Source organism: Streptococcus sp. 27098_8_148, from assembly GCF_041432105.1.
GTDB lineage: Bacteria > Bacillota > Bacilli > Lactobacillales > Streptococcaceae > Streptococcus > Streptococcus parasanguinis_AE.
In genome coordinates this window covers 191,953-213,587 of the sequence record NZ_JAPVYY010000004.1, presented here as the reverse complement: position 1 = coordinate 213,587, position 21,635 = coordinate 191,953, and the positions used below count along the sequence as shown (strand labels likewise).

The window sequence follows — 21,635 nt, the reverse complement described above, 5'->3', positions numbered from 1 at the left end:
ACTAACTTTTATTAATCACGATGTTTCCGTGATACTGAAATACCAAAACTACAAAGAACAATTCCCATTGCAAACACTAACCAATTCTCAATTGAACCTGTATTAGGCAAGGCTCTATTTGCAGCATATTTAGCTTGATTTCCAGCATAGCTATATACTCGTTCGTTAGAAGTATTCTCTGGTATACTCTTTTCTGACGTAGGATTCAGAGAAATCATCCTGTGATCTACTTTATCGTTAAAGACTTCGCTTTGTCTTGTACGAGTATTTAAATAGGCTTCCCTAACCGCTTCATATTGTGCAGTTGCATCCAATTGATCTTGTAGAAGTGATTTAAGTTTAGCTTCCTCTCTTGCTACATTCTCAAGTGCTAAACGATGCTCTTCAACTGCATTCTCATATGCTTCTTTTGCTTTCTTCAAATATGCATCAGCATTTTCAAGATGATCCAAAAGTGTTTCTAAAGCAACTAAGTGAGTCTTTAATTTAGAAATTTCATCCTTAATTTGACTTTCTTTAACTTTTAACTCTTCAACTTTATTCTGACGGTTTCTGAGTTCTGCTTCATCCTTAGCTTTTTCAGCTTTAAGATCTAAAAGAACTTTAAATTCTTTATCCAATTCTGCACGCGCATCTGCTAAAACTTTCTGTTTTGTTTGAATATCTGCATTTAAATTTTCAACCGCTGTTTGTGCTTTTGCATAACGAGTTTTGGCAGCAATCAATTGTTGAGAAGCTTCATCTAGATTCTTCTGTGCAAGAGGTGTCTTATCCGATATTGAGTTTAATCTTGCAATTGTTTGGCGTGTAATATCTAGCGCTGTCAAATGTTCTTCATGAATTTTTGTTACTTCATCTAAATTGTTTCTTGCAGTCTTATCTGACGCTTTAGCTTTTTCAAGCTCCTCTTTTGCAATTTCTAATGCTTTTTGTTTAATTTTAAGGTCTGCATTTAAGTTATCTAATGCTGTTTGTGCTTTGATATATCTTGTTTCAGCTTCTTCTTTTAGCTGTTTCGCATTGTCGTATTTCTTCTGTGCACTTGGAGTTTGATCTGGAAGTGACATTAATTCTGCTACTAGTTTTTGAGTTTGTTTCAAATTTTGATTAGCATTTTGATTTTCCACTTTTGCTTTTTCAAGATCAGATTTAGCTTTTTCTTCTGCTGTTGTAGCCTGATCTAAATTATCTTTTGCATTTGCTAAAGCTTGACGTTTACTTTGAATATCAGCATTTAATTGATCGAGTGTATCTTGAGCCTTATTAAATTGGCTTTGTGCTTCATTATAATTTTGTGTAGCGATCTCTAATTTACTAGTTGCTGCAAGTGTTTGATCAGAAGTAGCTTTGAGAGCATCTAATTTTGCTGTCGTTTCTTTGAGAGCTTTTAAACTTGAATCATTTTCTGATTTAGCTTTTTCCAAACGTTTCTGTGCAGAATCATTTGCTGTATTTGTTGCAGTCTGTTTGGCTTTAGCAGCTGTTAATTCATCTTCCATTTTTGAAGTATCAAATGGAGTAGCTAGAGGTTTGGCAATCCCTTTATCATAATAATCGTCAACAGTTACAAAATGATATTCACCAGTTTGCTCATCTTTAACATATTCAAGATGTGCATCTTGACCTTTGAATTCGATAAAGTGCATGCGTCCAACACCACTTGGTGTGAAACTATTTGCAGCTCCAATTGCCCGAATATTTGAAGGAGCTTTCTCCCCAATCATTAGCTTCATGTGACCAAAGTAGGCATGAACATCATTTGTCATAAAACTAATTACAGCATCATATACCTCGCGATACAATTGAGACATTGTTGCTTTACGAGTTTCTTTAGCTTCTGAATAATACGCACCATAACCCAGTAAAGTATTATCATAGCTCATGTTTTCTCCAGTCCATACGATGGAATCTAATCCATCTTTCGCTAGAGCAGTATCGCTGTGACTTGTGCTGTATGGTTTATTTTCTTCAGCATAGGCTTTTGCAATGTTTTTGACACCCTGAACAGATTCTTCAGTGACAATATAATGGTGACTACCCCAAACTTGGTCTTGAAGATTATTTGCTAGAAGTGCATAATATTGGCTCAAGGCTTCAATTTGCTTATCAGTTAAATTGTCTAAATCTACGACTGAATCATCGATCGGCAAAACAATATCCTTGTTTGACCATTCTTTTATGTATACATTTTGATGTTCGGGTGAGTATTCAACAATACCTGTTCCAAAATCATATTTACTATCTTTGAACCATTTTTGAATAATGTCATTCAACGCATTTTTATTTGCATCCGAGTCATCGGCGAGATAAGCCTTATAGGCAGTAATGACATCTTGAGGCAATTGAGGAATAGTGAGATTTTTAATTGCTGCAATTTGTTTATTGAGCGTTTCAACCGCTTTATCGGCCTTCTCTTTATTCTCTTTTGCTTCTTGAGCTGCTGATGTAGCACTCGCTAGCTCATTTGAAGTTTTATTTACTTTTGCCTCTTCTTGGTTTTTCTTAGTAGTTAAAACTGAAATTTCTGAAGCTTTCTTAGCATCATTTTCTTTAGCTGTTTTGAGCTCCTCTTCTGCACTAATCTTACTATTTTGTTTATTTGCTAAATCATTTGCTTTGTTATCACGATTTGCTATTGTTTGGGCAAGTTGTGATTCAGAAGCATCAAGATTACTTTGTGCTGAAACCTTATTTTCTTGAGCTTTCTTTAGATTCTCTTGTGCTTGTTTTTGTTTTTCCTCAGCAGATGACAAGTTTGCCGCCGTTTCTTGGCTTTTCTTTATTTGATCCGCTTCAACAGATTTTGCATTTTTTAGTGCAGTTGCTTTTTTATTATCTGCTTCTTTGGCACGATCAAGTTCCTGTTTCGCTGTATTTTCAGTTGCTGCTTTAGCATCTAAATTTTTCTTAGCAGCATCACGTTCTGCTACAATTTCTTCAACGCCAGTACCATCTAAAACTTTCTGAGCAGTATCTTTCTCTTTTTGAGCCTTCACTAATGCACTTGCTGCTTCTTCTGCAACCTTTCTAGCATCTACTAATTGTTTAGCAGAAACTTGACTGGCACTAAGTTGCGTTTTTTCATCAGCAGAAGCTTTACTGAGTTCTTCAGCTTTATTTTTTTCTTCGCTAATAGCATTTTCCAAAGCCTTTTTCGCTGCTGATTCTTCTAATTCTTTTTCAGCTACATCACTTTTTGCTTTGTCTCTTTCAGCAATGATTTCCGATGCTCCAGTACCATCAAGATTTTTTTGAGCAGTTGCTACTACTCCCTTAGCTGTCGAAACTTTCTTTTCTTGCTCTGAAATTTTATCTTGATCTTTTTTAATAACATCTGATTGCTGATTACGTTCTTTCTCAGCTTCTAGAACTTTATCAGATGCATTTTTTTGTAATGTTTCCTTTTTCTCAATGTCAGCTTTTACTTCCGATATTTCATTCTTCGTTTTTTCAATTTTTTCCGGCGTAGCTGATTCTTTATTTACTTCAGCATTCTTTAAGTCAACATTTGCCTCGGAAACTTTTGATGAAGTGGCTACTTCTGAAGCTTTAGCGTTTTCTAATACACTTTCTTGATTTGAAACCGTTCGATCCGTTTCTTCCTTGATCGTTCTTGCTTCTTCTACAACTTCAGAAGTTGGTGTTTTCATTACGGTTGCAACCCCATTATGGACAAATACTCCGTCTACTTGTTTTATATTTGTAGACGAAGGAGTCTTCGATTCAACACTTAATGTTGACTCATTTGGCTGAGTTGCAGTTACTTCATCCGCTTGTACAACAGAAATTCCCGCAAAAGCCGTAGCTATTGATACAGCAGATACAGTTGCTTTGATCGTTTTCTTTTTCATAATTCCCACCTTATGATAGAGTATTTAGCAAATTATCACTATTTAATTATAAACATCCGAATTATACTATATTTTAGCAACTTTGTAAAGTTGTTTCCAACCTTTTAAGAACTAGAATCTAACCTTCTAAGACTGTAGAATAGTCTTACGAGGTGAGCAATGTCAGAATTACAAAAGTATATAAGCAAAAGAATACGGATTTTGCGGATTCAGTCAGGTATGACTCAGGAACAATTAGAAGAAAAAGCAGATCTTGGTACCAATTACGCGTATAAGTTAGAAAATTTAGAGCCCAATATAAAAATTAGTACGCTTGAAAAAATTATAGAAGCCTTAAATGTTGATCTACAAACTTTTTTTGATTTAACACTTAAAGAAGAAAGCACTGACTTAGCACAGCTTATCGACACTATCAAATCTTTACCAGAGTACAAACAAAATAAAGTCATTTCAGCTATTAACACAATTATTAACGAGACAAAATAAAAAGAGTGGAAAAGGATAAGTATAAAAACTATTCCTTTTCCACTTTTTTGTGCATAAAAATATGGCTATTAGCTATTAGAGCCTGCGATTCTTGGGTAACCAAATGTCATATCAAGGTTATCTTTCTCGTAATTCTTGATCAATTCCCAGAAATCTGCAACTGATAACGCTGCAACTGATTCATGCCAATTGAATTTAAAAAACAAATCTAAGAGAAATTTAATTACTTGATGGGTTTTGGCTGTTTGTTCTACAGTATCAAATGTAATCAAAATTTTCTCACACAACGGATCAATTAATTCAATTTCAATACTATCATTTACAAAATTGAATGATACTTCTTGATCTTGATCATTCAAGATTGAAATATACTGATCCTCATCAAATGTTGAATAAAACATTCTAATATTAATTTCTTCATTGCGATTAATTAACTCTGAAAGATATTGTTGAGTTGAAAAAACTACATACTTTTTATATGTTTTCATTTTGTTTTCCTCCATTTATTTTTTTAGAAAAAGATTTTTTTATCCTTAGATTTACGGCGGCCTTACTCTCTTTAATATTATTATTAAATGATTTGGCTTGATCATCTGCTACCTCCTTTATTGAAAACAAAAAAAGACAGTTCACCACTGCCTTTTTTTATCTTCAATATTATTATGCCATTTTTTGATAAAAATAAAAAAACGATTTTTCAAAAAAGTACTATAAAAGCTATTGGCTCCAAAGGATAATTTTTTGTCTAGGTTTTGGGGTGCAGTTCATACTTGTCCCAGTGTGTTTATTTTATTTTAAGATAACTTCATTAGTAAACTCAAGGATTCTTCATTTTTGAGCTCAGAAAATAAACAAATCAACCGCTCATATCCAAGCTCTTTCTTCTGCCTGATTATAGAATTCATCGTTGCCTCTAAATCATCTGGCGTAAAATTTCTTAAGTAAAGTGTAACGTAACTCCTGTTACTGGAATATAAGCAAATATGAATTGCATTATGTTCTTTTTGTCTAATTTTCATTCCCCCTCCTGATTCATAAATATGAAACTCATAAACAGTTTTTTTTGGGATACAATCGAATGAGTTTTCGAATTCTCTTCGCCATTTGAAAAGGACACTATTAATAATTAAATAATTTAATTTAAACATATCAGATACCTCTTGTATTAAAAAAATTTTCTGGATATTAATAGTATGCCAGAAAAAGGAATTTATAAAAAAATTTTTTACAATGGATTTTAAAAAATGGAGTGATTTTAATTTAAATTGCTTTCTGAGATTTCTGATTTTCAATTTGTATAAGAAACTTTAATGCATTTTCCTTCAATCAATCCTGTCCTTATTATTGCGTCGCTGACTTTTCTGTGTGTTTAGCGTTGACAGAAACGTATGTGTAGGTCACGCTAAACACACAGTCCGAAATAAAACCGAATAACACAAAAAAGAAAAAATTTGTTTTTTAGAAGTATCAATTTATGGCATACTATAGATATCTAAAGATTGATTAAGTAGAGACGTAACTAAATAGCTACGTTTTTTTTTAATATTTAAAAGGAGGTAGCTATCGTGGAAACAGCAGGTTTAAGCTGAGTTAAGAAAGAACCAATTTTTGTATTTCACTAACTAAAAAAATAAATGTATAGATAATAAAAGTAATGTCAATAGCAGTAAAAAAATTTTTTGATCATAACAAAGTAAAGTATAAAAGTATAAGAACGAAAGTAAATAACAAAAGTCTAAAAATCAAATACAAAAAACTAGCTTAACACAGTCGCTAAATCCATAGCATTTAAACCTGAAAAAGAGTAAAAAGAAAAAACAACAGATTTTTATCTGTAGGATGGAACTCTACATCTTATTTGAATTGAGTCAACTTGTCATGTTGTAAAATGGCTTGGTTATCTTCTTGGCCATCACAATTAAGAAGCGCCCTCAGCAAAGGGAAGATACTATCCCAGTGAATATAAGCTTTATGTCACTGCACTACTTCAACTTGAATAAGAAAGACCTTAAGATTTTTCTTAAGATCATCTTTATAAGCACATTATCTACTATAGAAAGGAAAGAACCATGGCAAAAAAGAAACGTAGTCGTGCTGAACGACGAAAAGCTAAGGAGAAAGCTAAGAAACAACAAATTGATTCTCTAACGACTTTCGAAGGCCGTAAACAATTCATCCAGTCAAAAGGATTGACTAATCTAGTCGCGCGCTTTAAAAAAGGAAAAGGTATCAAGCGAAATGAATCCAAAAAAACGGGAGAGGACATTTATCTAATCCATACAGACCGAACCTTACACAATTACGCTGGGTCTTGGAGCAGATTTGCTTCCTTTGTTGCCGCAACAACTACTGCCGAAGATTTAGAAGCTCTTGAGATATCTAACTCTATAGATGGATGGATTGACTTAGTAAATCAATACTTAGTACATTGTAAAAAATCAGGACTTTCTGCTCCTACTCAGTCAACCTATAAAGCAGCATTGGCAAAAGTCCTGGGTGTATCTTCTACCGCTTTTATTGCAACGGATATTCGATATAGAGCCGACAAAAAGAATAATCGCCTGAAGTCTAATGACGACAGAATGTCTGAAGAAACAAATAATCGCTGGTTTTCTATCGTATCTGCCACCGGGCTACGAAAAAATGAATTAAAAGCAATTACTGGAGACTCGCTCTACCAACGTGAAGATGGTCGATATTATCTTAAAATCATTGGTAAAAAGCATAAAACAAAAGGAGCCCGAGACCGTTGGGTTCCGATTATTACGCGAGACAAAGAAGAATTAGAGAAGCTTGTTGAAGAATTTAAACTAGCTGGTAAAAAGCGTGTGTTTCAAGTTCCAACCGCTTTAAAGCCACATAAATATAGGGCAGAATACGCAAAACGTCTTTATCTTCTTGTCGCAAGAGATCTCAAAGATATCAAGAATAAAAAAGAAAAAATTTTTCTAAGAGGAGAATTAAGGGGAGTCGTCCTGGATCGAAAGGCCTGCTTAATTGTATCTCGTGCTCTCGGACACAATCGACCAGAAGAGTTTCAAAAATCCTATGCATATAAGTTGATCGCACAAGCAAACTAATAAGCACATTTAAAAAATAATTGTATATCTCTCATTGAAATAAATAAAGTAGGGAAAAACCTAATTTTTTCTCCAAACCCTTATCATTACGCGTTTTTTAAACAATTAAACATTGTGTATTTTATTGTTTTTCAAAATTTTTCCATTTTTTCACTATTTTTTTTTAAAAAAAAGGCGTTTTTTGTCAAAAAAATGGCATACCTATAATAGGGAATTTTAGTTTTGAACCAAAATGTGGTTGTGATAATATATTGATTTTACGACATCTAATACTTCCTAGCATAATTCCTATCAAAAATAATAGTAAAAAGGAAACGTTAAAACATGAAAAGACAGACAAAAGCTTCTACTGAAAAAAAGCATTTAAATGAGAAAGAAATTCAATCTTGTTTTACTTTAATGAATTCCTTCTGGGGCTTTGATCGCATGGATTTTAACTTAGGTGAAAATCTAATTGTTGACATCGAAAAGCTGATAGAATACAGAAAAAAGAATCCTGATAAAGTTAAAAAATTAAATTACAATTCAAATCGGATAGAAGATTTAATTATCCAATCAAGGGAATTTGGAAGACTTGAAATTGGAAAAATTTATAAAAAAGAAATCGGAGATACTGTTAATTATTGTTTACTACAACTGAATCATGGAGGTCTCAATTTTGAAACTCTCTCTATTTCTGCAATACGAAAGAAACTAATAAAAGTTATAACGGGAATCAAACAGCAAACTGGTATTTGGATTATCCCAACAACGATTAGGATTCATAAAATGGAAATCTCATTTACATTTGCTACTGATGCGATTATTCATTTTCAAACAAGAAATTTATTATTGAGGAGTCTATCTAAAACATCTCAAGTAGATAAAAAAGTTTATACAGAATGTTCAACTCCCGAAGATCACCATATTCTTTCAAGTAAAAAAAATGAAAACTTATTGCATGTTCTTTACGATAAAACAGCAAAAGCTGAACATAATAACCAGATTGAATCAAACGTATCTCGTAAATATCGCATCTATAGATATGAAATGACACTGAATAAACAAAAAATTAAAAGTGAATTCAAGAGTACTGACTTGGATAAACTAAACAATGATCAGCTCTATTCATTTGTATATCGTGTGATTAAGAAAGGATTGTGCAACTTTAAGATAATTGTTCAAACTTCAGTAAGAGATACCCAAAATAAGTTAAAAGAATTGTATGAAGAAAAAGGTAAAGATGGATATATAAAAACTTTTTTTGAAACTCAACTAAATCATGCTATGGATTATTTATATCCAATAACATTGGATGAATCTATTTTTTTATTTATTGATGCATCTGAATTTGTAAATCCAAAAAACTGTGCAAGAACTAAAAAAAATCTGATTAAAGAAAGTAGGAGGAATGATTTAAAAAATGAGAGTTATTTTCTTTCTATTATGATTACATGGCAAGTGCTATATCTCTTTAGCTTAATGCTAAATACTCTATCTCTTGTTACTATCCTTGATTTTGGTTGTTACAAGAGTAATCAAAATACTAAACTTCATTTGTTTAAAATGCCTACTTTTACAGCTGAAGAAAAAGATGCATTTATTAAGAAAGTTTTTAAAAACAAGAATAAAGACATAGGTTCAATCCTAGATTCTATTTTAAACAACATTCAAATAAATAATTCTTCCATTTTAATATAAATTCTGATTGAAAAAAAAGAAGAAGTATTAATACAGCAACGTTTTCCCACTTTTTAACTCTTCAACCCTTGAAGACTTAAAAAATGGGAAATCTAAACTAATATAATTTAAATCTAACAGAAAGAAAAAAGGTACTATTTATGAATGTATTTATTCCAGAAGAACTGATTAAGCAAGTTCAATTACTATTATCGGATATTGTTAAGAAAGAACTAAATAAATTTTTAGATACTAATGAAAGTACTCATCATTTTTTAAATAAAAAGCAGACTTGTGAGTATTTAAATATATCCAACAATACTTTAGACAGCTGGATTAAGCAAGGTTTGCCTTGTATTAAGGTCGGAAAAACTGTTCGCTTTAGCAAAACAGAAATCAATCGTTGGTTACAAAAGCAGTAGAAATTCTATGGTCGTTTGTTATAATGTAACCATGGTATTTTCTAGCTCAATTCAAAAGGAGAATACTATGTCAATTACAAAAACTAAAAATGGAACTTATCGCTTACGTATCTATATCCCAGAAGAAGTCAAATCATCATTGGGAATTGATAAAAAAGTGATTGAAAAACGTTTCAAACTAAGGAGTGAGGCTAAAAAATACGAACTTGAATTACAAAACAGGATTGATAAAATTTTAAGCGGAGATTCAACCTCATTGGAAACAAATGGTTCAATCCTCTTTTCCGATTTTTATCAAAACGTTTGGTGGGAATCCTACAAAGCAGGTCAGACTACTTCTACTGCTAAACCACCTTCTCAAGCAACCATAGTTGGAACAGAAATTGCTTTTAGAAAACACATCTTACCCTTACTTGGGAATTATTCAATAGACTTTCTTAATCAAAATAAGCAAGTTGTACTAAATCTATTGACTCAAAAGGCTGAAGAATATGCAAATTTCAAAGTTATCAGGAGCTACGTTAACTCTATCTTTGACTGGGCAGAAGAATTAGAGTATATCGAAACTAATCGCCTATCAAAAACTATAAGCCGTATCAAAGCCACTAAGAAAATCAAGCTACAGGAATCTAAAAAAGATGAAGATTTATATCTATCTCAAGAAGAACTTCAAGCATGGTTTACAGCTTTTGAAGAAGATTTAAAAAATGACAAACTCCTGTTCAAAGATTATGTGTTATTCTATACAACTTTTTTCTTAGGAGATAGAAAATCTGAAAGCTACGCTTTGCAATGGAAACATATTGATTTCAAAAATCAACAAATTCAATTGGTTCAAGCCTTAGATCGATATAAAAATCGAAAGTCAACTAAAGGGAATAAAAAGACGATTTTTTCGATTCCACAAGAACTTACCGACTTGTTAAATTCTTGGAAGAAGCAACAAAAATCTGAACTGGCTTCATTTAACATCATGCAAACTCCTGAACAGTATGTTTTTACGTATATTGATACAAAGGGAAATGTAAACAGTTGTCTCCATGCTGATTATCTTAACAACAAGATGAAATCTGTTAAGCGTCGTCATCCAGAACTCGCACATGTAACCCCTCATAAATTACGACATACAGGAGCTACACTCGCTAAACAGGCTGGAACCTCTATGGAGGCTATTTCTGAAGCACTCACTCATAGTGATACGATTACAACTAAGACTTATGTCAACACTTCAAACGTAATCCCAATGGCTGTTGGAGAAATTGCCTTTCGTAATCTTAAAAAGTAATGGTGTGAATTTGGTGTGAAAAGTGGTGTGAATTTTGCTAAAAATCATCAAAAAAACACTCCATGGTGTGAACCATGAAGTGTTTCGAAACGTTGAGATAATCGTATTGATTAACGTTTTGAGAATTGTGAAGCTTTACGAGCTTTCTTAAGACCTGGTTGGGGCACCACTTATTTCATCTAATTTCAAAGTGCTTTAAAATCAACGTTTTCATAACTTTTCAAAAAATAAAATTTTAACTAATTTCAATCAGTTTCATTAAAATAAGGTAAACTTTCATAAAAAATAAGCGAAAATCGAACCAGAATATCAAAAATTTACCTTATTTAGTTTTTACAGAAGTTAAATAATAGGTCATTACGTTTCAGTAGAGACGAAAAAACCTTGATTTAATGCAATTCTTGAGTTTTCGAATTTCAATGTATTGCAATAAAAATCAACCGAATGACTACATTTTTGACTACATTTTTTGTGAAATAAATTAGATGTTCGGATATATAAAAAGACAACAGAGGTAAATCTGTTATCTTTTTATATATCAATGATTAGATATTGGATACCTGTTTCTTAGCGACCTGGGTAATAGTTGCTCTGCTTCTCCCTCGTTAAATGTTTGCTCTTCTTCAACTTGTAAAGCTTTTTGAGCTTTTCTATAAGCACGTAGACTTGTCTTAGGTCTATTTTTATAAACATTAGCAGTCTCTTTAATCAGCTCATCTCTTCTATCTCTAATTTCCTCTATCGTAAAATTATCAAAGTCAACTAATAAAGATATATATTTTTCTCTAATTTCCCACAAAGTATCCGCTGACTTTCTTAAAGCGATCACCTTACCGTCATTATCTGTTTTAAGATTGTAAGTAGATAAACATAATAAAACGATACCAGCTATTGCAGAAAAAAACTTCCACCACACATTATGACCAAACAAAGATGAAAGAGCGGGGCTAACTGTTATTGCAGACGAAATAATAGATATTACTTGTCGAAATTTCGCCCACCATAATATACGAGCTATTTCTTTTTCATCTGTAGTAAAACTATATACTAACTTGGCATGTTGTTCAACGATTTGCTGCCATAACTTTTGATACATAATATTTTCACTCATAAGAAATCCTCCAAAGGCACATCTATTTTCCCATAAATTTTCACTCTACCTTGATGTACCCCGTATACTTCTACATAATGATTGCCTTTGAAATTAATAGGTTCAACGATCTTATATGTCCTTTTTACAATTTGACCTCTGATTGCATTTCTACTATTGGCTATCGCTCCAACATTTCTAACCTTCCAATACCAATAAATACCAGGAATATCTTTAACTGAAAAGATTATTTTTGAGTTAGGTTTTATTGGGATTCTAAATTTATGTGAAATGCTACCTTTCCTAAAACCATTGATCTCTAAACTTGATTGGATTTCAATAATCTTTTCTATAGCAATATCCCACCCCATTTCATCTGCAAATTGCTCAGTATCCGTAGCAGTGCCGATTGGTTCTCTAGTGCTACGGTTTGAGATTGAAACTCTGTCAGTTTGGAAATTTTTTCCAGATAACAGTTTTGGAAAATTTTTTCCAAAGACTTTACTCCAATACTCTTCTGATTTCTGATTATCCCTACAGAAAACAATAGCTGCTTCGCAATTCCTTAGAGCACTCTCTGCCTTACGTTTTATAGCAGTGTCAACCTCAATGCTGTAGCTTCCATCTAGTGAGAGTAGAATATTATTATTTTCTATAAATTTTATTACATACCTGAAAAAATCGCGCGACATCTGATCAAAATATATATACCCTGTCTTAGACTCATCCCAAGTTTCAAAAAATTTATAGCTTAATGAATCAATGGCAATTCCATGCAATCCAACATCGTTTGCATCGTTCCATGCACGTAACATACGACAAAATTTTTTTACAGCATAATTATATTGTTTATTCTGGTCCGTTAGTTTATATTGTTCTAGTTTAGGGTCTGTCTCTTCCCAACTACCACCGTCATTAGCATTGGGATATTCATACTTATCTGTACCAGATATTTTAAAAGCTGGTAATACCTCAAAGCGAATACCGTCAGAAAATTCAATACTAACAATCTGTCCATCTCCCTTAATAATCGAATTTGAATAGTGCTTCAATAATTTGCTTTTCAGATCCTGAAGCAAGGCACTCTGACCGTTTCCGCTATACTTACCAAATCGATCTTTTTGATTTTCTGGAAGCTCTACAAGTAAGTCTATATCACTCAAGTGTATCGCCGTTCCCCGTCCATATGAACCTACCAATATACTATGTGAAACTTCAGAATTTATATTCCAATAAGCTTTGTTAATTATTTTGGTAATTACTTTTACTCTCTCACTTATAGTCTTTACATCATCATCAGAAGTCCTCAAGTTTTTTTCAAACGTTTTAAAGTGTTCAATTACATCAAATTCTAGCATCTGTACCTCTGTTTTAATTTTTTATCATTGCTTTACTTTTAAAAGTTTTTTATCTAGCGACTTATATAAGATGATTATACTACTAAATATTAGTTTTTGTCAATATGTTGTGTACTGATATTTAAAAAACACAATATATTGTGTTTTTTAACATGCAACACTCTAATTTGAATGTAATGAACTGCATACAAAAAGTTAGACAGAAAAAAATCTAGCTTTTGGACTATTTTATTATGAAATCAACTTATGAGGGAATTGAGAAAGCTTTAGACGTCTTTCAAACCAATTTGAGATAAACATTTCTAATCTTCAGTACATGGTTAAATTGATTGATAGTTACGGAATTCGTTAAAAAGGGAAGAATCGTTACTATTCTCCTGAATTAAAGGAAGAAATAAATAGAAAAGGTAGTCTTATAAATTCAAAATACTCCAACTTTATATAAACTGTAATCTTTAGAGAAACTTACAGTTTTTACTTGACATTTAAGTTCTTGTTTGGTAATATATATGTATCAAATACGAATCGAGGTGGTTTAAATGGCTACAAATCCCATGAAGGATAAAACACTTATACTAAAGGTTTCGCAAGCTCAAGATTTATCTTTGAATGATCTTTTAACTAGGGCTAGAGGCGAGTGGAAGATCGCACCTGATTACAGTGAGGACGTTCAGCGTGTTCTAATTATCTCCACAGGAGAGGATTCTGGAAGAATTTTAGCAACAGCAAAGCTATGGACTGATGATTATCGTCGAAGTTACACTGTTAAGTATTACCGAACTCTAACTCAGACTCCTGATGGGGAAAATGTTAGAACTACAAGAAAAATAACGTTTGATACCATGACTCTAGCAGAAGATACTGAACAACTTGTTGGGAAATCAATTCATCCTTTAGGTGGGCGGGCAACTGCTTTTTGTAAGCCATTTGAGGAAGTTCAAAAATACCTACATTAAACAAAAAAACCTTATGAGATCTTTCATAACGTATACAAACCCTACCAGCAATAGAAAAATTATCATTTTGTAGGTTGGTTAACATATAGTGAAAACTCTTAGGAATGTTGATATTACGCTGTTCTTAAGAGTTTTTTAATTTCTCTAATAAAAGAAAAAGACCGGAGAAAATTGTCTAAAATGGACTTTTCTTCAGTCTGAGACCTCAAGAGGTCTTTTTTTAACATTTAAATCACGCCATTTGATAAACATAATATTTTATTTATTAAATTTAAATATCTGTCCCCCCCATATGACGTGGACAGGAATCAAATATTTTGCGTGCTAAACTATCGTAAGAATTGATATTACTTAACTCAGGATAATTTATATCAATAGTTAATGTTTTATTGTTTTTAATATAACGTAATTCCCTTGAACAATATTCACAAGGAGCCTGTGTAACAATTATATTGACATATTTGTCTGCTGGTTTATCCGTTCTTAGCTTTGCGAATATTTTCCTCTCACAACAAGTAAACATCCGATTAAAATTTCCATCTGGTTTATCTGGTAAGCTTTGGAATTCTTCATATGTTATATAATCTATTTCATTAGGTAAAAAATATCTTACTTGATCTGTCAATCGTGCAGCAGGAATATTTTCTAGAAAGCTGTTAAATGTATCATGAAGTTTTTTTCGGTCCTCTCCGTCCATATGATTTATTGCATAGTAATAGAAGTCATTACCATAGGCAACCGCATAACAATTTAATTTCTCATCTTGTGTTTTTGTCAAATTATTCAAAACAATTGAAAACGACTTATTTCTAGTTATTTTTCCAAACCAATCATGTATTGGGGCTGAAATAAGATAGAGCTTGTCATTAGAGAGTCGGCGTCTTAGTAATTTTTGAACTTCTTCTGTTAAAGCATATAATAGATATGATAAATGTTCAAAGAGTTCATCAAATGATTCATAATATAGAGGTGAATCCAATTTATCCCAAATTAATATTTCTAAAATGTTGACCAAGAAAATAAATTTATGCAGTGGATTTGATGTTTCTTCTAAAAAATAAAAATAACGGCTCAAGCTTACCTCTTTATCCACATTATCAAAATATAAATCCAAACTAAATTCGAAAATGGCAAAAAGACAATATTCTTCTAGTTCAATACCATTATCATTAAGCGATTGAAGGCAACTTTCAAGTTCTGAATAGTAGAATTTAATAAATGATAATAGTTTATAGTATGATTTATTACTATTAGAGAATTCTTTAAAGAATTCTACAGGATCAGCACCTTCACTATTTTTTAATTTTTGATAAACAGATTGAACGTAATAAAAATCTGATATGTAGTCTATAAATGAGGTTCCATCATCATAATCAGACAATAATGTATCTAAATCAATCCTCGCTTCTCTATCTCCATAATTGAAGGTAAAGCTTTGCTCCTGCAGAGTTCCTAATAATTTTTCTAAATTTTCCACTTTAATCCTCCTAAAAAAACAAGATGGTGGTGTCAGGTATTAGTTAAATAAATTATCGATTGGCTTCCAATTTTCGTTCCCCATTTCATCGCACCATTCCCCATCATTTAGACACCAAAGTTTCTCATCATAGTCACGAATAAATGCCCATTTCACACCATGCCGTTTTGCATAGTTTTTTAGCGCTTCGTACTTAGCTGGTGCATAGGGGTCAATATTTTTATCCTGACCTGAGTGTGTTTCACCACCCTTGGTTTCAATAATATAAATATCCTCATTTTTCATTCTAACGATAAAGTCTGGATAAAAATGACTTCGTCCACCATTGGTACCGTATGCTAGAGAGAAGTACTGAGGTCCTTTATCACCGTTTTTATAAACAAAATCAACATCGTCACGATTTTCTAAATATCGTTCTAAAAGACGTTCTACTAGACTAGGTCGAACAGCGATGGATGCTGTAGAATAGCCCTCGTAGGCACTACTATAAACAGGCTCAGCTTCTATCTTAGGATTATAGCTGTATCGCTCCTCCAATGGAAGTGAAAAATCATTTTGTTGAATATTTTCTAGTTCTAGAACCATTGCTTTTTCGACATCAATTTTTCTAAATTCCTCTCGAAGAGCTCTCCAATGATTAAGTATAAATGCTGTCCATTCTTGTGCATCTAATTGTAGAAGGGTTTCTTTCTTTGCTCTTCCATCTTTTAGGAAAAAACGTTTTAAAATTGCTTCGACTTTTGAAATCGGGAGATGGATTACACGGTCAAGTTCGTGGAAGGCGTGAAGTAGATCAAGACGGTTTCCTCTATAGTCAACTTCTACTTGGCGATTAAGGTCTTGTAACCGATCAGTATGTTTTAGTGTATCAAAACGGCCTTGTTTATAGGTTGTTTTTATTGTACGTCCAATGTTTAATCCAATGTTTTCGACAGTATTTCGGTTTGCCTCGAAATTATCAGTGAGTCCCCAATCTCTTTTCAATCCTTCATAGAGGTTTTGAAGAATGACTTTTTCGCTCTTCTCTTCTGATTCATTAATAATACGCTCACTTACTAGTTTTAAACTTCTCGCTTTATCCTTTAATCGCAGAAGTGGGGTAGGAACAACAGCTCCACCTTGGGCAAAAGCACCATTCAAGAAATCACTATCAAACGTGTATAGATAAGCGTTATCTAAAACATCGACCTCGTAGTGGCCTTGTTGAGGCTGTGGCATACGACGGATACGTCCGATAGTTTGTATAGTGAAGGCTTCACCCATTTTTTCACGAATCTTAATAAGGATTTTTGCTCTGGGGGCATCCCATCCTGTGGCGATAGCTTGCTTAATAATAAGATATTCGACTTCATTATTAAGATTAGTCACATCAAGATGGTTTCGTTTCTTATCAGCTAACCAAATTCCGAGTGTTCCGTCCTCATAGTTTTTTCTGAGTTTTTTATTGAGATAGTCTTCAACTCGTGTTACAAGTTCGGCTTCTGAATCGGATTTATCAGGGAGTTGAACGATAACAAGAGGATTCACTCCTTGCACATTATTATCAGAGTATGCTTGGACAATCTCTCTTCGTTTCTGTTCTGCTGCTTCAAAGAGAATTTCAAACTCATCTTTAACTTCAAGATTGATATTTATCCCTTCATTCACGACAACTGATTTTGTGATGAGCCCAGATGATATAACAGACTCTTCCGACACCTCATAAAATTCAGATATATCTGGCGTTTTAGGGTCATCAATTGTAGCCGATACTCTAACTGTTTTTGAAGCTTTAAATCGTGAGATAATATCCCGAGCTTTCTTTGTATCATTTCTATGCGCTTCGTCGATTACAAGGATAAAATGTCTGTCTTGTTGAAATGCTTTTTCAATCTTATCATCGAGATTATCTCGTTCACTATCCGTTAGCATCGCCTTAGATTTTTTCCCGACAACACGCTCATAGTTAATAAAAGTTACTGTTCCATTATCAAATCCATGAAGCAGAGCATCGTCGACAGATTGAGGTTTGATACTTGAAAAGTTTTTAGCTTTATCTTCACTTTGTTCTTCTAGTTCACCGGCTCCGGGAGTGAACCAGACAAAAGCCACGTTATCATGTGTAGTTGAAATATAATCGTTAATCCAGGATAAAAGACAGATTGTTTTTCCGGAACCCGTAGGGGCCTTAATAACGAGCTCATTGACTCGGTATTCAGGAGCAATAAAACTGAGTAATTTATCGACTATATCTTTTTGAAATTCTTTTAAAGTAATCATGACCAAAGTTCCTTTCCAAAGAAGTAATCAGGAATTTCTTGTAGAGTGATATTTAGCTGATTGAGTTTTTCCTCTTCAGTGCTATCAAGAAAAACATCAGGATGAATAAAGAGAGTTGCCCCTTGAACAAGTTTTTCATTTTTCAAAAGATCTTCCAAATGTTCCTCGGTTAGAATAATTTGAACAGAAGGGTCAGAGATGTCAACACCAAATTCCAGTTCAACAAGGGGAGTTATATATTTAAGTAATTCTTCTTCAAGTGTAATATCAGGGAATTGGCTTTTATCAACAAAGTCTGTTTTAAAATATTTTAAGTTAAAATTTTGAGGAACATAAAAATCTGTTCCCTCAGACAATTTTAATAATCTAGCATGAGTTATTTCACTTGCAATGTTATTTTCATTGTTGGTAGCTAGAATAAATTTTCTATTGCCTCCAGCTTCAATGACAGCTTGGGCAGTTGTTCCTGAACCAGCAAAAAAATCCAAAATAATAGAATTCTCCGGGACTGTGACTTCAATCAAATATTTCATCAATTCTAATGGTTTAGGATTATTAAATTGAACAGATGGTAATAATTTTTTTAAAAACATTGTTGTTTTTTGATTATCAAAAACTCCCCAATTTGATTTTAATGCTTTTGTTGGATTTCTCATATTGTTCAAAAATTCTTTCTGTTTAGGAAGATTTTCTTTCCAAATGATTCTATCCTCTGCTATCATTCTTTCTAATGACTCTTTTGAGAACGCCCATGTATTCGTATATTCTTTTCCTGTGTTAGGATCTTTTATTGTAAAGGCATCTTCAATAGGCTTAGTCGTGCTTTTTATATTGGATTCTCTCCAAGGTCCTCTTGGATCATTATCTGGATTCTTAAATCCTGATTCATCTCTTTTTTCTCCCAAGAATCTGAATTTATCCGATATTTGATAAGCTAAAATATACTCATGTACACCGACCATCATATTCCTTGGCGGCACACCCTTTGCAGATGATTTTTTATCCCAAACAATAGACTCTACAAAATTATTTTCACCAAAAATTTCGTCCATTAACAATTTGAGCTGACAGTGTTCGTTTTCGTCCATACTAACTAAAATGACTCCGGTATCAGACAATAAATTTTTAGCTATTCTCAATCTCTTGCTCATAAATGATAACCATTTAGAGTGTTTAAAAGAATCCTCTTTTTCAACAAAGTTGTCATTATATTTGAAATCTTTGTTTCCGGTATTATATGGCGGATCAATATAGATAACATCTATCCTACCAGTGTGTGTTTTTTCAAGTAAATGAAGGCTGTGTAGATTATCTCCCTCTAGCAAAAAATTATAGTCAGTTGAGTTAGGATTACCTGTAATTTTTTTATTTCGGTCCTCTACAAAGACTGGAATTTTTGTTTTCATCTCTTCTTCAACGAATTCAGCATGTTCTTCCCAAACTAAACCATATTTTTTGGTGTGTAGTAATCGAATTAATTCTTCTAATTTTTCTATATCTTCGTTTCGATTATCTTCACGAGCTTTTGCAAGCAGACTTCTAACATAATGGATTGCTTCATCCTTTTCATTTTTTCGTGGACGTTCATTAAATTGTTCGACCATTATAAATAATCCTCCTCTTTTCTTGTCAATTGTACCGGTAGATCCTCTAGAAAGCTTAACAATGTTATTGAATAGTCTGTTATATTTTTTTGCAAATACGATACGCAGGCTAATCGAACATCATCTTTTACTAGTGGAGCAAAATCATCAATTATTTCTTCAATATTAAAACTATGACTAGAAAGGAAATCAACTTTGTCTTGTATCAGTTTTTCCAAAGAGTCAAGTATAGTTTTAGCAAATTTGTCATCATCACTCTTGTATATCTTCCAATTCAAATATATCACAAATTCTTTGCTAGGAACTGGCAAATTTATAAAATTCTGATCTAAAATGCTTTGCTCGTATAGAAATAAATAATATGCAGAAAAATAACTGAATCGCTCTAGTTCGTGAATAAAGATATCTTTCATTAACCTTATATTTGAAGAAAAGATATTTACAATAATGCCCATGTGAGAATCTATCTCGTGTTTTGAAGAAAGAGTAGCTTTATCTTTAAGTAACTCATCCGAATAATTTAAAATAGTTCTTTCTCCTAACATTCTTAATAGAGTTGGCGAGGATTTTAAAATTCTGTCTATTGTCGTTATGCTTTCAAGGCAAGTAGAGCGGTAAAGTTCATATTTATCAAGATTGCTATATTCTTTACGTATACTAGATTTTGCTATCTCATAGATCATATTCTTTGAAATCTCTTTCATCTCCTCCAAGGGGAAATCATTTTTCTGAACATACTCTTTTATCTCACTAATAATGCTATCTAGAGAGCGATCTAATGATGTCTTGTTTTTGTATAATTCTTTATTAGATCTATATCTAATAGAATCGCTATGTATTGAATTTAATTTATTGAGTTTGTCTATATTTTTATTTAACTGATATCCTTCATTACTTCGAGTATAGTATGCAAATAACGGTAGGTAGTAGTCAAAAAGAAAATCTAGTGTTTCTGTTATCACTTCGTACTCTTTATTTCTTATTGATACACCTGTCTTTGAAATACTCTCTTCAGAGATATGTAGAACTTCAATTATTTTTTTTAAGGTACTTTTATGTGGTGTACTGGTTCCATTTAACCATGGACGAACTGCTCTGGTCGTTTTTCCTGTCATTTTGGCAAGTTGCTCAACTGAGATATTCTTATTTTGTAAAATGGTATTTAACTTCTTATAATCAAAATTTTTACTTTCCATAATTTAATTATATCATTTTTTAGGAAGTTTCCTTTTTTAAAAAGCTACAAAACTTCCTGATCATTGATTTAATAATCTTATTGGTAGAAAAATAAATTATTTTTTTCAGATAAAATAGAATTATCAAGAAAAATCTTGATAAATAATTAAATAGTTCTTTTTGATGGCCATCAAATTGACGGATTGAAACTCAAAATATAGACAGTCATATTAGTTATCTATATTTTGTGAAGTTTCGCCGTTTATTTGGTGTGCTTTTTTGTACTATTCGGTTAAACTCTATTAAGTTTCTTTCCGTCCAAGGACGATAAGGAAGAAAATGACTTATAAGAAGATTATGACGAAATTATATTGTAAACTACTCGGAGAATCAATACACAAGCGTCTTAAAGAATTACAAATCTTACAAAATCAAATTGGTTTTGAAACACCTGAGGGAGAATTTGAACTTCTATCAGAAACAACTGTTGGGCAAATTATCAAAGGGAAAAGGAATCTTAGTTTTAATGCTTCACTAGCTTTTCAAACTAGCCTCAATTACCCAACACCAAGAAAACTATTCTTTCCAAACAAAGAGTTTATGCTCCAACTTTTTCAAAACTTGATAATTGCAATTTTAACAGACCCCATTTTTGATAATAGTTTACTCAAAAAAATTTTAAAACAAAAACTTAGAAATTATTCCATTTCGTCAAACGAGCAAGTATCCGACTTTACTGACTATTATCAAGAAACTCTTATTACTTCTCTATTAAATTTTATCTCTGAGTTTCCAGAAGAAGAGACATCCTATCAAATTGCTGAAAAATTAACTGATTGGTTATCTGAATTTGCTTGCCTCATATCACAATTTTAAAGATAGACTGTCATAAAAATTGACAGTCTGCTTCATGAAATTACGTTAAACTAAGA

Annotated in this window: 16 protein-coding genes; 7 read left to right on the top strand and 9 right to left on the bottom strand. The window is 32.3% G+C overall.

Going from position 1 to position 21,635, the window contains the following annotated elements:
• Positions 1-11: 11 nt before the first annotated feature.
• Positions 12-3,851 (bottom strand): SEC10/PgrA surface exclusion domain-containing protein, encoded by a 3,840-nt coding sequence (locus O3646_RS05170; protein WP_371610636.1) that lies wholly within the window; start codon positions 3,849-3,851, stop codon positions 12-14.
• Between the two features lie 159 nt (positions 3,852-4,010).
• Here O3646_RS05170 and O3646_RS05165 point away from each other — a divergent pair, with 159 nt between their 5' ends.
• The gene (locus O3646_RS05165) at positions 4,011-4,337 is read left to right on the top strand and encodes a helix-turn-helix domain-containing protein (RefSeq protein WP_003013607.1); all 327 of its coding nucleotides are present in this window, start codon (positions 4,011-4,013) and stop codon (positions 4,335-4,337) included.
• Positions 4,338-4,405: 68 nt separating this feature from the next.
• Here the strand turns inward: O3646_RS05165 and O3646_RS05160 are convergent, their stop codons facing one another.
• Positions 4,406-4,825, bottom strand: a complete 420-nt coding sequence (locus tag O3646_RS05160) for a hypothetical protein (protein ID WP_371610635.1) — start codon at positions 4,823-4,825, stop codon at positions 4,406-4,408.
• Positions 4,826-5,131: 306 nt separating this feature from the next.
• On the bottom strand, positions 5,132-5,356 hold the full coding sequence (locus O3646_RS05155) for a hypothetical protein (protein WP_371610634.1): 225 nt from the start codon (positions 5,354-5,356) through the stop codon (positions 5,132-5,134).
• A gap of 1,050 nt (positions 5,357-6,406) precedes the next feature.
• On the opposite strand from O3646_RS05155, the gene O3646_RS05150 reads away from it, so the two are divergent.
• The 4 genes from O3646_RS05150 (at position 6,407) to xerC (ending at position 10,783) form a co-directional block, all read left to right on the top strand.
• A complete protein-coding gene (locus tag O3646_RS05150; RefSeq protein WP_371610633.1) occupies positions 6,407-7,417 on the top strand; it encodes a site-specific integrase in 1,011 nt (336 codons plus the stop codon).
• Between the two features lie 324 nt (positions 7,418-7,741).
• Positions 7,742-9,097, top strand: coding sequence for a hypothetical protein (locus O3646_RS05145; protein WP_371610632.1), 1,356 nt, complete (start codon positions 7,742-7,744; stop codon positions 9,095-9,097).
• 140 nt (positions 9,098-9,237) lie between these two features.
• Positions 9,238-9,498 carry a helix-turn-helix domain-containing protein gene (locus O3646_RS05140; RefSeq protein ID WP_320909469.1) on the top strand — a complete coding sequence of 87 codons (261 nt, stop codon included), beginning with the start codon at positions 9,238-9,240 and terminating at the stop codon, positions 9,496-9,498.
• Between the two features lie 67 nt (positions 9,499-9,565).
• Positions 9,566-10,783: a tyrosine recombinase XerC gene (gene xerC / locus O3646_RS05135; protein ID WP_371610631.1), complete on the top strand. Its 1,218-nt coding sequence runs from the start codon at positions 9,566-9,568 to the stop codon at positions 10,781-10,783.
• Positions 10,784-11,321: 538 nt separating this feature from the next.
• Here xerC and O3646_RS05130 read toward each other — a convergent pair.
• Positions 11,322-11,894, bottom strand: coding sequence for an SLATT domain-containing protein (locus tag O3646_RS05130; protein WP_214255276.1), 573 nt, complete (start codon positions 11,892-11,894; stop codon positions 11,322-11,324).
• The gene (locus tag O3646_RS05125; protein WP_214255275.1) at positions 11,891-13,231 is read right to left on the bottom strand and encodes a nucleotidyltransferase domain-containing protein; all 1,341 of its coding nucleotides are present in this window, start codon (positions 13,229-13,231) and stop codon (positions 11,891-11,893) included. Before O3646_RS05125 ends, O3646_RS05130 begins: the two co-directional genes overlap by 4 nt.
• A 539-nt stretch (positions 13,232-13,770) precedes the next feature.
• Here O3646_RS05125 and O3646_RS05120 point away from each other — a divergent pair.
• Positions 13,771-14,187 (top strand): hypothetical protein, encoded by a 417-nt coding sequence (locus O3646_RS05120; protein ID WP_214255274.1) that lies wholly within the window; start codon positions 13,771-13,773, stop codon positions 14,185-14,187.
• A 271-nt stretch (positions 14,188-14,458) separates the two neighbouring features.
• Here the strand turns inward: O3646_RS05120 and O3646_RS05115 are convergent, their stop codons facing one another.
• From O3646_RS05115 to O3646_RS05100, 4 genes are read right to left on the bottom strand one after another with little or no spacing between them, the layout of a single operon-like run.
• On the bottom strand, positions 14,459-15,664 hold the full coding sequence (locus tag O3646_RS05115; RefSeq protein ID WP_301354980.1) for a hypothetical protein: 1,206 nt from the start codon (positions 15,662-15,664) through the stop codon (positions 14,459-14,461).
• Between the two features lie 39 nt (positions 15,665-15,703).
• Positions 15,704-17,923: a DEAD/DEAH box helicase gene (locus O3646_RS05110; RefSeq protein ID WP_371610630.1), complete on the bottom strand. Its 2,220-nt coding sequence runs from the start codon at positions 17,921-17,923 to the stop codon at positions 15,704-15,706.
• On the bottom strand, positions 17,920-19,527 hold the full coding sequence (locus tag O3646_RS05105) for a site-specific DNA-methyltransferase (protein WP_301354978.1): 1,608 nt from the start codon (positions 19,525-19,527) through the stop codon (positions 17,920-17,922). The genes O3646_RS05110 and O3646_RS05105 overlap by 4 nt, the downstream gene beginning before the upstream one ends.
• On the bottom strand, positions 19,527-20,723 hold the full coding sequence (locus O3646_RS05100; protein WP_301354977.1) for a helix-turn-helix transcriptional regulator: 1,197 nt from the start codon (positions 20,721-20,723) through the stop codon (positions 19,527-19,529). Before O3646_RS05100 ends, O3646_RS05105 begins: the two co-directional genes overlap by 1 nt.
• A gap of 337 nt (positions 20,724-21,060) precedes the next feature.
• Between O3646_RS05100 and O3646_RS05095 the strand changes: the two genes are divergently transcribed.
• On the top strand, positions 21,061-21,579 hold the full coding sequence (locus O3646_RS05095) for a hypothetical protein (protein WP_367316941.1): 519 nt from the start codon (positions 21,061-21,063) through the stop codon (positions 21,577-21,579).
• Positions 21,580-21,635 lie beyond the last annotated feature (56 nt).

Coding starts and splice junctions, on each gene's coding strand:
- O3646_RS05110 (WP_371610630.1), bottom strand. CDS start 17,923: ATGATTACTTTAAAAGAATTTCAAAAAGATATAGTCGATAAATTACTC.
- O3646_RS05125 (WP_214255275.1), bottom strand. CDS start 13,231: ATGCTAGAATTTGATGTAATTGAACACTTTAAAACGTTTGAAAAAAAC.
- O3646_RS05145 (WP_371610632.1), top strand. CDS start 7,742: ATGAAAAGACAGACAAAAGCTTCTACTGAAAAAAAGCATTTAAATGAG.
- O3646_RS05155 (WP_371610634.1), bottom strand. CDS start 5,356: ATGAAAATTAGACAAAAAGAACATAATGCAATTCATATTTGCTTATAT.
- O3646_RS05160 (WP_371610635.1), bottom strand. CDS start 4,825: ATGAAAACATATAAAAAGTATGTAGTTTTTTCAACTCAACAATATCTT.
- O3646_RS05120 (WP_214255274.1), top strand. CDS start 13,771: ATGGCTACAAATCCCATGAAGGATAAAACACTTATACTAAAGGTTTCG.
- O3646_RS05150 (WP_371610633.1), top strand. CDS start 6,407: ATGGCAAAAAAGAAACGTAGTCGTGCTGAACGACGAAAAGCTAAGGAG.
- O3646_RS05140 (WP_320909469.1), top strand. CDS start 9,238: ATGAATGTATTTATTCCAGAAGAACTGATTAAGCAAGTTCAATTACTA.
- O3646_RS05130 (WP_214255276.1), bottom strand. CDS start 11,894: ATGAGTGAAAATATTATGTATCAAAAGTTATGGCAGCAAATCGTTGAA.
- O3646_RS05170 (WP_371610636.1), bottom strand. CDS start 3,851: ATGAAAAAGAAAACGATCAAAGCAACTGTATCTGCTGTATCAATAGCT.
- O3646_RS05100 (WP_301354977.1), bottom strand. CDS start 20,723: ATGGAAAGTAAAAATTTTGATTATAAGAAGTTAAATACCATTTTACAA.
- O3646_RS05095 (WP_367316941.1), top strand. CDS start 21,061: ATGACGAAATTATATTGTAAACTACTCGGAGAATCAATACACAAGCGT.
- O3646_RS05105 (WP_301354978.1), bottom strand. CDS start 19,527: ATGGTCGAACAATTTAATGAACGTCCACGAAAAAATGAAAAGGATGAA.
- O3646_RS05165 (WP_003013607.1), top strand. CDS start 4,011: ATGTCAGAATTACAAAAGTATATAAGCAAAAGAATACGGATTTTGCGG.
- xerC (WP_371610631.1), top strand. CDS start 9,566: ATGTCAATTACAAAAACTAAAAATGGAACTTATCGCTTACGTATCTAT.